General features: G+C 60.5%; 12 protein-coding genes. 9 read left to right on the top strand and 3 right to left on the bottom strand.

Annotation, left to right across the window (positions count from 1 at the left end; all coding sequences use genetic code 11):
• Positions 1 to 21 precede the first annotated feature (21 nt).
• The 7 genes from ABDX79_RS18825 (at position 22) to ABDX79_RS18795 (ending at position 8,134) form a co-directional block, all read left to right on the top strand.
• Complete coding sequence (locus ABDX79_RS18825; protein WP_346221848.1) at positions 22 to 1,527, top strand: hypothetical protein; 1,506 nt, start codon at positions 22 to 24, stop codon at positions 1,525 to 1,527.
• On the top strand, positions 1,524 to 3,347 hold the full coding sequence (locus ABDX79_RS18820) for a Wzz/FepE/Etk N-terminal domain-containing protein (protein WP_346221847.1): 1,824 nt from the start codon (positions 1,524 to 1,526) through the stop codon (positions 3,345 to 3,347). The genes ABDX79_RS18825 and ABDX79_RS18820 overlap by 4 nt, the downstream gene beginning before the upstream one ends.
• A 15-nt stretch (positions 3,348 to 3,362) precedes the next feature.
• A complete protein-coding gene (locus ABDX79_RS18815; protein WP_346221846.1) occupies positions 3,363 to 4,007 on the top strand; it encodes a class I SAM-dependent methyltransferase in 645 nt (214 codons plus the stop codon).
• Positions 4,004 to 4,897: a glycosyltransferase family 2 protein gene (locus tag ABDX79_RS18810; RefSeq protein ID WP_346221845.1), complete on the top strand. Its 894-nt coding sequence runs from the start codon at positions 4,004 to 4,006 to the stop codon at positions 4,895 to 4,897. The genes ABDX79_RS18815 and ABDX79_RS18810 overlap by 4 nt, the downstream gene beginning before the upstream one ends.
• Before the next feature lie 96 nt (positions 4,898 to 4,993).
• Entirely contained in the window at positions 4,994 to 6,187 is a 1,194-nt protein-coding gene (locus ABDX79_RS18805; RefSeq protein ID WP_346221844.1) for an acyltransferase family protein, read from the top strand.
• A gap of 5 nt (positions 6,188 to 6,192) precedes the next feature.
• Positions 6,193 to 7,023 (top strand): class I SAM-dependent methyltransferase, encoded by an 831-nt coding sequence (locus tag ABDX79_RS18800; RefSeq protein WP_346221843.1) that lies wholly within the window; start codon positions 6,193 to 6,195, stop codon positions 7,021 to 7,023.
• Positions 7,024 to 7,075: 52 nt separating this feature from the next.
• Positions 7,076 to 8,134 carry a glycosyltransferase gene (locus ABDX79_RS18795; RefSeq protein WP_346221842.1) on the top strand — a complete coding sequence of 353 codons (1,059 nt, stop codon included), beginning with the start codon at positions 7,076 to 7,078 and terminating at the stop codon, positions 8,132 to 8,134.
• Positions 8,135 to 8,169: 35 nt separating this feature from the next.
• Here the strand turns inward: ABDX79_RS18795 and ABDX79_RS18790 are convergent, their stop codons facing one another.
• Together ABDX79_RS18790 and ABDX79_RS18785 are read right to left on the bottom strand one after the other, a co-directional pair.
• Positions 8,170 to 9,006, bottom strand: a complete 837-nt coding sequence (locus ABDX79_RS18790; protein ID WP_346221841.1) for a glycoside hydrolase family 16 protein — start codon at positions 9,004 to 9,006, stop codon at positions 8,170 to 8,172.
• A 6-nt stretch (positions 9,007 to 9,012) separates the two neighbouring features.
• The gene (locus ABDX79_RS18785; RefSeq protein WP_346221874.1) at positions 9,013 to 9,276 is read right to left on the bottom strand and encodes a hypothetical protein; all 264 of its coding nucleotides are present in this window, start codon (positions 9,274 to 9,276) and stop codon (positions 9,013 to 9,015) included.
• On the opposite strand from ABDX79_RS18785, the gene ABDX79_RS18780 reads away from it, so the two are divergent.
• Together ABDX79_RS18780 and ABDX79_RS18775 are read left to right on the top strand one after the other, a co-directional pair.
• Positions 9,209 to 10,672 (top strand): oligosaccharide flippase family protein, encoded by a 1,464-nt coding sequence (locus ABDX79_RS18780; RefSeq protein WP_346221840.1) that lies wholly within the window; start codon positions 9,209 to 9,211, stop codon positions 10,670 to 10,672. The two genes, ABDX79_RS18785 and ABDX79_RS18780, sit on opposite strands and share 68 nt — an antisense overlap.
• A 38-nt stretch (positions 10,673 to 10,710) precedes the next feature.
• Complete coding sequence (locus ABDX79_RS18775) at positions 10,711 to 12,099, top strand: polysaccharide biosynthesis/export family protein (RefSeq protein ID WP_346221839.1); 1,389 nt, start codon at positions 10,711 to 10,713, stop codon at positions 12,097 to 12,099.
• A gap of 66 nt (positions 12,100 to 12,165) precedes the next feature.
• Here the strand turns inward: ABDX79_RS18775 and ABDX79_RS18770 are convergent, their stop codons facing one another.
• The gene (locus ABDX79_RS18770; protein WP_346221838.1) at positions 12,166 to 12,537 is read right to left on the bottom strand and encodes a hypothetical protein; all 372 of its coding nucleotides are present in this window, start codon (positions 12,535 to 12,537) and stop codon (positions 12,166 to 12,168) included.
• Positions 12,538 to 12,907 lie beyond the last annotated feature (370 nt).

The raw sequence follows: 12,907 nt of genomic DNA, 5'->3' as shown, positions 1-12,907 counted from the left end.
AGAGCCCAAGACGGAGTTAAGATGCGTATCGAGTTGATTGGCCTTATCGTCGTCTTGATCGGCGTTTGGACGGTATACCGGGGGCTGAATTTCGGGCTTGCGGCACTTGCCTTATTCAGCCTTCTCGGGGCCTCGGCCGCCCTGATCCTGCCCGCGCTCGGCGGGGCCAGTATCCAGCCCGCTCATCTCTCTCTCGCATTTCTCAGCCTGACGATCGCCATACGGCCAGCACTCATCGGCGTTTCCTTTTCTTCGCTTAACTATCCAAATCCCGGTTTCTGGTTCGCGACCTTCGTCCTTTACAGTGTCGTGACCGCTGTTTTCATGCCGCGCATCTTTGCCGGCTCGACCGTCACCTACTCCCTTGCACGGGGCAACGAGCACCACTTCATCCTCGCAACGCCGCTGCGTCCGACGACGACCAACATCACTCAGGCGGTCTATCTGCTCGGCGATATCATCTGCTTTGCTGCGGCCTTCGCCTCCGCACGGCTCGGAGAGGCCGGAGCTCTCGTGAAAGCGATCCTGATCGCAGGTGTCCTGTGCGCCGCTTTCGCCTTTCTCGACCTTGCGACTTACGCCACCGGCACACAGGAGCTGATGGACGTGATACGAAACGCCAATTACCGGATGCTCGAAGACGGTGAAATCCAGGGCTTCAAGCGGATCGTCGGCTCATTCAGCGAGGCCGGTGCATACGGCTATGCTGCCCTCGGCTTTTATGCCTTCGCTTTGATGCTGTGGATCGAGAACTATCCATCCAGGCTTGCCGGACCGCTGGCTTTGACCCTGATCGTGACGATCCTTCTTGCGACGTCGACGACAGCCTATGCGGCAACCGCTTTCTTGTCGCTCGGCGTCCTCGTCTATTGCGTCTCGGCGATCTTTTCCCGCAGGGCCAATTCGCGCCACCTACTCTACGTCCTCATCTGTGTCGTCGCGATTCCGGTCGGCATCGCAATTGCTTCGATGATGCCCGAGGTCCGGGACAGCGTCCTGGGCTTGTTCGAGCGGACGGTCGTCAACAAGCTCGACAGCCAGTCGGGCGAAGAACGCATGCGCTGGAACGATCAGGCGCTGATTTCCTTTGCCGATACCGCCGGTCTCGGCGGCGGACTTGGTAGCATCCGCACCTCAAGTTTCGTCGTCGCCCTCCTGTCAAATGTCGGCCTGCCGGGCACGCTGATATTCGTCCTGTTCTTCATATCGCTGGCGCGTCTCGCGCTTGCAGAAACCCGCAAACGAACGCTCGACCCAGTCGTGATCGCTGGCCTCACGTCCTGCTTCGCGCTGATCGCCGCTGCCGCGATCTCGGCTGGCGCGGTCGATCTCGGGATCATGTTTTGCCTGTACGCAGGCCTTGCGACCGGACTGGCAATGGGCGCGCGCACCGTCTGGCAATTGACGCCCCCCGCCTATGCACAGGCATGGATTGGCTCAACCTCAACAGCGCTCCAAGCGGCCTCGCCACGGCGTCCGCGCCCCGTTCGAATGGGTCGACTTTCGTCGACAGGAGGCCGCTCTTGACCTCTCATCGCAGCCCTCTCGCGGCGATCCCGGTCGGCTATCCGATCAACACTCTGCATGGGGGTCGCGAACGCTCGCTCGATCTTCGCCAGATCTTCCAATTCCTCTTGAAGAGCTGGTTGCCGATCATCGGCTCGGCAGCCGTGTTCGCCATGATCGCGGCCGCCTATGCCTTGACCACACCGCCGACATATACGAGCTCGACTCAGCTGATGCTGAACCTCGGTCAAAATAGTGGACCGAACGGAAGTTCATCGGGTGCCGAGGAGGCGCTCATGGAGGGCCAGATCGAGGTTGCACAGTCGAACAACGTGCTCTCGGCCGTCATCTCAGATCAGCAGCTTCTGGAAGATTCCGAATTCGCCGAGTCCGGCCCATCCGTCGTCGGGAGCCTGCGGCAGCTTATCAACCAGATTACCGACGATCCCGGTGCGGCGGTGCCGGCAGCACCAGCCGGCAAGGATACGCGCCTGTCGCAAGAAGATGCCGCGGCCGGAGCAGCAGCGCCCAACGATGCGGACGCAGCTACGCTTGGGCCACGCGCCAAGGACCGCGTGATGGCGGCGCTTCGAAAGCAGATCTGGGTGCGGCGCGTCGGACAGTCTCCGGTGATCGAGATCGCCGTCTCTTCGACGAGCGCCATCAAGTCAGCGGCGATCGCCAACGCTTTCGCCGAAAAGTATATCTCCCACAACGTCGCCATGAAGTCCTCGGCTGCCAAACTCTATGCGAACTGGCTCTTCGAGCAGGTCGCCATTTTGCAGACGCAGGTTTTCGAGGCCGAGCGTGCCGTCAACGCCTTCCGGGCAACCGGCGCGCCGGCCGATCAGTATCGTCTTGCAGAACTCGACGCTGTCGCCGAAACCACCCGCGATCTCTACAAATCCTATCTTCAGAAAGCAGCGGAGACGCGCCAGCAGGTGTCAAACCCGCTCTCCGACGCGACTGTGCTGTCGGCGGCGACCGTTCCGATCGGCAAGAGCCATCCGCGCAGCGGTATGATCGTTGCGCTCGCCCTGGTGCTCGGCGCGGGCGTTGGTATGACCGGCGCGATCATACGAAACGTCGTCAAACGAGAGATAACCTCGGCAGATCGGGTTCGAACCGAAACGGGCGTCGCCAGCGTCAGCCTGATCAGGCGCTTTCGGAAGACACTGTTCCACAGATCGAAATATCCGTTCCCCGCGCTCAACGACCAGGCAAGCGTGTCGTCACGAAACCGCTTTTTCCAGAACGATATGAAGGAGCTTCGCGCCAGCATCGACGGTATGCGCCGCATGCGGGAGGCCAAGATCATTGGCTTCGTCGGGGCGGAACGGAGCGTCGGCACAACGACGATCGCCTACAACCTGGCCTGGCTCTGGGGCAAGGCTGGCGCCCGGACCATCCTCGTGGACGCCAACAGCGATGGCGCGACCCTGAGCCAGACGATGCGCGACGACGGCTTGCCGGGCCTATCCGAACTCCTCGACGGTACAGCCCCGCCGGCTGCGGCCCTTAGTCCGCTGACCGAGACGCTGACCTTCCTCTCTGTCGGCGCCAAAGACGAGGTGACACCCTCGGCACGCATTTCCTCGATGCGAACCGCTTGCGATCTCTCCGATATCGGCAGTCAGTTCGACCTCGTGATCATCGATCTTCCGGCCATGTCGGAATCAGCGGACGCACGCGCGATCGCTCCCCATCTCGACGCGCTCATCCTCGTGGCACGCTACGGCAAGACCCCGCTCGATGCTGTCACCAACGCCGTCAACTCGTTTCAGGAGATCGGAACAGATCCGATCGGGATCGTCGTCAACCAAGCACCATCAGGCAGCTAGCAGAGAGTAGGTCCAATGAGTATCACGCAAATCGTTCAAAGCCCCGATGTGAAGGAGAAGGTCCGGCGGACTCTCAAGTCCTTTGGTTTTGAGACGGACGATTGGGTTCGGGTGATGATGTATCGCGACACGTTCGCTTTCATCCGCAATCTCGGGCCTGAGACCATCGATACGCTGGAAATCTCCGGCGGCGTCCAGTGGCGGCGCGAATTCGAGTTCAAGAGCTATCGTGCAACCCAATATCCCGGCTTCGATGTCTGCGCCGAAACGCTCGACGACCGCTACGACCTGATCATCGCCGATCAGGTGTTCGAGCACCTCAAGAAGCCCGGCGCTGCCGCGCGCAATATCTACACGATGCTGAAGCCGGGCGGCTACTTCATCATAGCGACACCGTTTCTTCTGCGCGTCCACGCATCGCCGATCGACTGCAATCGCTGGACAGAGACCGGCCTTGCGCAACTGCTCGAAGATGCTGGTTTTCCTTCGCACAATATCCAGACACGCTCCTGGGGCAATCGGAGCTGCGTCAAGGCGAACTTCTCGCGATGGGCAAAGCCCGGCCTGTTCGGCTCCCTGAAGAACGAGCCGAACTTCCCCGTCATGGTCTGGGCCTATGCACGCAAGCCGATCAACGACGATCGGGACGAACAGCCGTGACGCGGACCGGCCAGCCCGACTTGAAGATTGCGATCGGCATCGCGACTGTCGGGCGGCCCGAGGTGCTCGAGCGCGTCGTCGGGCTGCTCAGTCGGCAGACGCGGCCTGCGGACGCAATCCTCGTATGCTCTCCCGATCGGTCCGACCTCGATCGCATCGAGACAGCGTTTCCCCATGTCCGAACTGTCGTCGGCGAACGGGGATTGCCACGTCAGCGCAACCGCCTTCTCAAAGAAGCAAGCGATGCCGACATCATTCTGTTCATCGACGACGATTTCCTGCTCGCGCCGGACTATCTGCAGGCAATCGAGAGTGTCTTTGTCCAGCATCCCGACATTGCGATGGTCACCGGGCGCGTGCTCGCCGACGGGATCAAGGGACCCGGCTTCTCGGTTGAAGAAGGTCTCGGCTATCTTGGGGCAGCCGCGCCGTCTGAGGGGGCCGCACTTCGCGACGTCTACAACGGCTATGGCTGCAACATGGCCGTCAGGATGCGCCCGGTCATCCAGCACTCCCTTCGCTTCGACGAGTCACTGCCCCTCTACGGGTGGCTTGAGGATGTCGACTTCAGCCGTGCGGTCGCGCCCTTCGGGCGGATCGTCAAGTCGCGGGATGCGGCCGGTGTTCATCTCGGCGTGAAATCGGCGCGCCAGCCAGGCACGCGGCTTGGCTATTCGCAGGTCGCGAACCCGATTTATCTGATGCTCAAGGGCACCTGCTCATGGCCCAAGGGCCTCATGCAGATCGGACGCAACCTGGTTGCAAACGTCTACGGCACGATCCGGGGGGAGACAGCCGTCGATCGGTCCGGGAGGCTTTCCGGCAATGCCAGGGCGATCTCCGATCTCTTCCGATTGCGTCTAAACCCGAGCCGCATCCTAGCCATGTGAGTTTATCATGAGCATGCGTTCCAGCGTTTTTCATCGAAGCCAGTCCAAAGCTTCATTCAGCGATGACCTTCATCCAGATGGCGGTGGAGGTTTCGAATGAGCAAACTGACCACACTCCAGGTCCTCAGAGGGCTCGCCGCCGTTACCGTGGTCGTCGACCATGCAATTCTCAGACAAGCCGAATGGTCGGCCATTTCGCCAGTCGTTCTACGGGCCGCCGAGTACAGCGGTGCCCTCGCAGTCGCGGCGTTCTTTGCGATCAGCGGCTTCATTATGGTTCATACCAGCATCGGGGAATATGGCAGGCCGGGCGCAGTCGGTCGCTTCATCCTGAAGCGTTTTTGGCGCATCGTACCTCTCTACTGGATCGCGACGTCCCTTGAGATCATCCTGCGCTATCGCGGTGGCTCCGAAACAACAATCGAACGCGCGTTCGCCTCTTATTTCTTTATTCCCTTTCCCGTCGAAGCCGGTGACTACATGCGCCCGCTCCTCGGTGTCGGCTGGACCCTGAACTACGAGATATTTTTCTATCTTCTGTTCGCAGTCTCACTCGTCCTGCCACTCCGCAGCGGTCTTCCACTCCTCTTTGGCGCTCTCTTTTCGATCATTGCCGCAGGAGCAGTTTTCGTCACACCGCTCACGGATGCGTCACAACCCCATACGATCATAGGCTTCTGGACCGATCCAGTCCTTTTCGTTTTTGCAGCAGGAATGGTCATCGGCGTCATTCATAAGAGCGTTCGCTTGCCGGTCATTCCAGGCGCTCTCGCCGTCGTCCTGGCGCTTCTTGCGCAAAACATCTTGGCCTTCACGCTCTTCGTCGATGCGATGCCCGCGCCTTTCTCTTGGTGGGTCGCAACCTGGGCCCTTTGCGCCCTGGTCATCGGTATTTGCGTGTCCGCGCGCGAGAACACAAAGCCCTCGCGCCCAGTGGAGAATGGCGTCTGGCTCGGTGACATTAGCTATGCGCTGTATCTCTTCCATTTCTTCTCGATCGTCGCCGCCGAGAAGATCTGGTGGCTCGTGTTTGGGAAAGTCGACATAGCGGGCAGCTTCGTCCTCTTTGCCACGCTCGCCTCGATCGCCGGCGCCGGCGTAATCCATGTGTTTGTCGAGGTTCCACTTCTCAACCTCGCCCGCAGACGGCCGCACGCGAGTACCGTGGGTGAGACCGCCACGCCAACAAACAAGGGGCTCGGCGCCATTCGAATCCGGATGGCCGACTTGCTCAGAACCTTTTTTGTCCCGGCACTTCCGCCAATCTTGAGACCAACATTGAGAAAGTAGGAGTCATGCGTCACACAACTTGGACTGCCATTGAAGGCAACTCCGTCACCATGGACCTCTACCGGGCCTATCGCCGCCTGCCCGGCTACGTCCGTACGCCGGCCCGATGGATTGTCGCCCCTCGCTGGCATGCGGTCTGCGCCTATGTCGTCGCGCGGTCCAAAGGCCGTGTGGTCGCTGGCCCGTTCGAAGGCCTGAAATTGCAACTGAGTTCGGTCTCGAGCCGACACTTGCTCGGCTACATTCTGGGCACACAGGAACTGGAATTGCATGGCGTCGTCGAAGAGATTGTCGCGCGCGACTACAGCCACATCATCAATGTCGGCGTTGCAGACGGCTATTATGCGGTCGGCTTCGCTCGCCGCATGCCATCGACACGGGTGATCGGCTTCGAGGGCCTGCCGGAACACCATCCGCTCGTGCGCCGCGCGGCTGAGGAGAACGGCGTTTCAGACCGCATTGAACTGCGCGGTTTCTGCGAAAGCAGTGACCTTGACCAGGCCCTCATCGAGGCCGGGCCGAAAAGCCTTGTCGTCTGCGACATCGAGGGAGGGGAGAAGGCGTTGCTCGACCCCGAAAAGTCTCCGGAGCTCGCAAATGCCGACATCCTCGTCGAGACCCATGACGGCCTTCTGCTCGGCTGCACCAGGACAATGGTCGAGCGCTTCGAGGCAACGCACGATATCGTTTCAATCCTCGCGCGTCCTCGAACCATGGTCGATTTCCCGTTCGACAAGCTGCCGCTCCTGCCGACGCTCGTGCCCGAAACGGCGATCGAACTGATGAACGAGCGGCGGACAGGCCTTCAGGAATGGCTGTTCATGACCGCGCGCTAACGCGCGCGGTTTTCGACACTGACGAAGTCCGACCTTGGAAGAGCGCAACGCGATGAACCTGCTTCTTGCCAGCGGAACGCCTCACATGCCGCAGTTATCAGGCGGATTGGAGGTCAATTCCCATCTCGCGGCGCTCGAGTTGAACCGGCGCGGTCACCGCGCATCGGTTCTTGCCAAGCTTTCGGTGCGAGATGGGTTCGGCATGCGGAAATTCGTGCTCAACTGCATGCGCCGGAGCGACGTCTCGATCGATCGCGAGCTCGGCTACAACGTCTACCGTTCGATGAGACCGTGGCGCGACATCCGCGGCCTTCATCTGCCGGACGTCGTCGTCATCCAGAACGGCAACATGGTCGAGATGGGCCGCAACTTCCGACAACAGGGTATCGCCTCTATCGCCTATCTCCATGGCCTAGAATTCGAAAGCGGCCCTCTTGCTTGGCAAGGAAATGCCAACGACCTGCCATTCTCGGCCTATATCGCCAATTCGCAGTTCACAGCCACAAAGTTCGAGCGCCGCTTCGGCATCCGGCCGAACGTCATTCCGCCGATATTTCCGGCTGGAGAATACCGGACGGTCCCCCAGGGGCGCTTCGTCACCTTCATCAATCCCGTCCCGGTTAAGGGCCGCGAGCTTGCCTTCGAGATCGCGGAACGGTGTCCCGAGATTCCGTTTCTGTTCGTTCGCGGCTGGCCCCTGTCGAACAAGGCCGAAAGCGATCTTCAGAAGCGCGCTGGAGCGGCGGGTAATATTCGACTGCTCGAGCGCCAACGTTCGATGAAGCCGGTCTATGAACAGACCCGGGTTCTTCTCGCGCCAAGCCAATGGGAAGAGACTTGGGGTCGTGTCGCCAGCGAAGCCCATTTCAGTGGGATTCCAGTACTTGCCAGCTTGCGTGGCGGGTTGCCGGAAGCGGTCGGGGCCGGCGGGCAGCTGCTTGCTCACGATGCATCACCGGACCAATGGGCCGACACGCTGCGAAAAATGTGGAGCGATGACCAGGCATACGAGCAACTCAGCAGGGCTGCCGCTCAGCATGCCGCTCGTTCTGAGATCGACATTCGCGAACAGACCGACCGGCTCGTCGAGATCGCGAAGGCGGCCGCATGATAGTCGAACCGCGCGACTCTCATTTGCAAGCTGCTTCAGCCGCCCGGCATCTCGGGCAGGCGCCAGGCCTTCACGTAGTCGATCTGCATTACGGAAGGATCGGGGGTCTGTTCGATGGGCCAGCCGGCTCCAAGCCCGAGATCAACGAGAATATAGAAGGCACCGTCGGCCGCTTCGGGAGGAGTAGGTCGAGCCCAGACTTCCTTTCGGTCGAAGTAGTAGCGAACAATATCGGGAGCGACGGAGACCCCGTAGGTGTGAAAGCCGGTGTAGAGGCTGCCTTCATCGACGGCGACATGTCCGGTTTCGCTCCGACTCTGTTCCGGCGCCTTCCGGTCCCACATGTGCAGCGACGCACTATATCGAGCCGGTTCATGACCATAGTGTTCGACGATGTCGATCTCGACTGTCCGGTCGTCGTTGCGGTTGATCAGCCAGAAGGCCGGCCATGTGCCGGCACCTTCCGGAAATCGGGCTCGCATTTCGAAATAGCCGTACTGGAGCGTGAAGCCCGCGCCACTTGGGTCGGCCGAGGCCAAGAGCCCGGATTCCCATTGGCCCTCGGCGTTTCGGCGCGCCGTAATCTGCAAGATGCCGTTGCTAGTCGTGAACGGAAATCCTTCTCTCGGATCAACGAACTTCGCATCGCCAAAATCACCGTTCCAAGGCGTATGGGCGATCCAACGCGTTCCGGGACCCCAAGGCGAGACGTCGAGGCCATCGAACGGTTCGTCGAATGCGAGTTCGGCTCCGGTGAGGTCGATCGGTTCGCCGAGCGACCGTCCACCCAACGCGCCGGTGAGAGCTATGACACTACCGATAATGACCCCGACACCTGAAAGCCGGATCAAGGAAGTGATGGGTTGACGCATGACACCTCACCTCACGCTGGCATAGAAAGCAACACGACGACCAACAAAATAACGCGAAAAATACGGATGGTAAAAAGCATAAAATTGCGGCACCATAATATTACACCATGGTTCTATCAGAATGTCAAGAGATATACTGCCAAAATTAACTAGATCTGCCCTCGCCGGCGCTGCAACTTTGCTTGCAGGCTTCGTCAGTGGTGTGATCGTTGCAAATATACTTGGAGTTGAGGGCGCGGGCGTCGTTGCATTCGCGGTCTGGATCGCCATGGTCCTTTCACCGGTCGTTGACGTCGGCTGCTCCCTGAGCGTCGCGCGGTTCTTTGCCGATCGGGCGGGCCGCGGCGACCGTGATAGCGCGCATGTTCTCGCTGGTTTCCTCGTCAGGCGACTTCTCTGCTACGCGGCGCTCGCTGTCGTCGCCGTCGTCGCGATAGCAGGTCTTATGCCCGATAAGATGGACCGCATGCTCGCGATCATCTTCCCTGAAGTGACAGCCGGAAATTCCAGAACGACTGTCCTCCTCGTCGTCGCTCTCACGATCGCGCAGGCCCTCGCCACGTTCACGATCGGCTATCATCGCGGCGCTCAGGAATTTGGACGGTTGGCGAAGATCGCCCTTTGCGCCTTGATCGTTCAGATCATCGCCGTTGCGATCGGCACGCTCGCATACGGCACGACCGGAGCAATCGGCGGCTATGTCATCGGTCAGGCGGCGCTTGGCGTCTTCGCGCTGCCGCTGGCGCTAAGCGGCGGGCGTCCCGAAGCCGATCTCACACGCGAAATCTGGCGATATGGGCGCTACGCCTGGGCCGCCAACATGTGCAACGTCTTCGTCTGGTCACGGATGGAGATCCTCTTTCTGCAGCTCTACTGGGGACCTGCGGAAGTTGGCCTTTTCAGCGTCGCCATCGCACTCGCGGCTCTCGCCTCGCAGGGTCCTCTTCTGCTCACCGGAGCCTTCCTGCCGGTCCTTGCCGAGATGAACGGCCGCGGCGATCGGGATGAAGTCCAACGCACCTTCGCAAGTGGCACGATCATGGTGGCGCTGATTGCCCTGCCCGCCTGCTTCGGCATGGCTGCGATCGCCCAGCCTATGGTCATCTTCATCTATGGAGACGCCTTCGCGGCGTCGGGAACGGCGACCTCGATCATACTCCTGGCCGCCGCGCTGTCCGTTTCCACGGTGATCGGAACGCATCTTGTCAACGCGCTGGGGCGCAGCGACTTCATATTCTGGTCCTCCGTGATCGGCGGCGTCCTGGCAGTTGTGCTTGGGCTTTCCGTCATCCCTCATTTTGGTCTGGTCGGCGCTGCCGCCTCCCGTGCCCTGGTCCAGATCGCGGCGGTTCTCCTCGGCATCTGGTTCATCACGCGCCGGATCGGCTATGCCTATCCCTTCGCGCGATTGCTCCGGCTGACTTTGGCTGCGGCGACCTGCGCAGCCGCAGCCTATGCCGTTACACAGATCGGCACCGGCCCTCTTAAGCTGGTGCAGGCGGTCCTGGCTGGCGTCATAGTCTATCCGGTCGCGCTACGGGTTGTCGGCGCGCTCGGACCTGACGAGCGCGCCGCGATTGACAAACTGACGCAACGCTTCCCGCCACGATCACGACCCGCCGCCAACGCCTTCGTGTCGTTTCTAGCACCAATCCAACAGACCTGACGTCTTCGGACGCAGTTCCATTCAAAAGAGGTATCGCCATGTTCGATCGAGTCCTCAGGAGATACAAGGACGAACCTATTGGCAGAAAAAGCCACTCGCTCACGCTCATGACGGCTCTCGCCGCTTCGCTCTTCGCTTTCCCGGTATTGGCCGAACCGGTCGAAGACTATGCCCTCGTCGCCGAGGACAAGCTCGACATCAGGATCGTCGACTGGCGGTCGGGCGAAGGTGAGTACAAGGAATGGGAAGCGCTTGGCGGGACTTACAGGGTCGATGCCGGCGGCAAGGTCCAGATACCGCTTGTTGGTGAGATCGATGCAGCGGGCGAGACGACGGCCGAGCTGGCAAAGGCGATCGCAGCGCACCTGGCAAAGCGCTCGTCAACCGGAACACCGCCCTTCGTTACAGTGGCGATTTCCGAATACGGTCCGGTCTACGTCACAGGCGAGGTCGAAAAGCCCGGCCAGTATACTTATTCGCCGGATCTGACGGTGATGAAGGCCGTCAGCCTCGCCGGAGGATTGCGCCGCGTCAACGATACGGCAGAGGGACGCGCGGAACGCGAACAGATCCAATCCGCACGTTCGTTGAAGGACGCGCAGATCGACTGGAGTTCGCTGCTCGTGCGCCAGGCACGCCTCCGCTCCGAACTGTCAGCCGAAGATCGCACGTTCTCCGTTCCCGATCGGCTGTCGGGGACTGCTGGAATTGACCAGATCGTCGAGGAGGAAAGGAGCCTGCAAAAACTCCGTCTCACGGAATTCAGCGGCAAGCTCGACGCGGCGAAAAGTCTCAGAGCCCTCTACGCAGAGGAGATCCAGGCGCTGATCGCAAAGATTGGAACGCAGGAACAGCAGATCGCCATCGCCGACAAGGAACTGTCCGACGTCAGCAGCCTCGTCAAACGCGGCCTCACCGTCAGTTCGCGCGAGTTCGGTTTGCAGCGGATCGTCGTCGAGGCCCAGAGCCAGCTACTCGACCTGCGTGTTGCGCTGACACGCGCCCGCGCGTCCCAGGAACAGGCCGAACGAAGCCTCACCGATCTCGCCAATGAGCGCAATTCGGCGATCCAGACGGAACTCAACCTGATTGCGATGGAGCTTCGGAAGGCCGAACTCGCGATGCGCATTGCCGGCCTGATGATGGATGAGTCCGCCTACTACGCGGCACGCCTTGGCACCGAAGAGGGCGAAAGTGAGGGTCGCTGGATTCAGTACCGGATCACGCGGCGCGGGGCAGACGGCGAACAGGCCGTGGTGGCGGCCGAACCGCAAACCCTTGTCGGTCCACGCGATCTCGTGGAAGTGCTCGTTTCGCCGACCATCGCCGCCAAGCCCGATCGAGCACGCATATCACGGGACGAGAGGAAACCGGGTGAGCGGAACAGTTCGCACGTCCCGACGCCAACGCTTCGCGATTCCGGCTGAAGCTCTCGCTGGCACGCAACCGTATCGTCCTGTCGCGTGTCGAAGAACGAGATCCGACGTCTACGTTTATCGGCTCGGTTGTTCGGAATTGGGTTCGCGGGAACTATCCGATGGGTCGCCGATCCAGGTTTTCGCCTGATTGCTCTTGGCTGTTCCTACATGCCGACCGGACATCCAGGTCGCAACGACGAGGCCGATCGCATAAGCGCCCTGCGCGGTCACGAACAGAAGGAAGATGTCGAGCACGCTTCCACCCGTTACAAGCGTGACGGCAATCTTGGCCGCGAGAAGCATGGCGAGGAAAACGACGAATGCGCCCACACGCAACTTGAATGCAGCAGCGCAACAGACAACAGAGACTGCGATCAACTCCCAAGGCATTTTGCTCTCCCGCCCCAGCACGCAAGCAACATGCGATTTCCCATGCGACGTCAGCATCCTATCACAGGCGTTCAGGTTTCGGCACCAATTCGCCGCAGAATTTGATAGGCGCGTGGCCGAACCAATGGTCTTCAATCCGCCTTGCGCACGAATCTTGAACCAGAACCGTCCGCAGTATGTCGCGCCTGATCCATCCCCGACACTTTATCCACGCAAACTTACGCATAGAATAAGGGCAAGAGCGCATTTCTGCCACCCTCGGGCTGGTGGCTTGATAATGAGGCGCTCCGTTCCTCAATGCTCACTAGGTGTTCAGTCCCGCACTGTGGTGGTAGCTTATCGCGCCAGCAGAGGGATGCGCTATGGGACAAGTTCTTCACGGATGCGCCACGACCACGCACGCTGTCCGAGCAGCAATACAGCGATC

The organism is Fulvimarina fulva (assembly GCF_039652615.1).
GTDB lineage: Bacteria > Pseudomonadota > Alphaproteobacteria > Rhizobiales > Rhizobiaceae > Fulvimarina.
The sequence above is the reverse complement of the archived record's forward strand: the minus strand, read 5'-3'. Positions and strand labels throughout refer to the sequence as shown.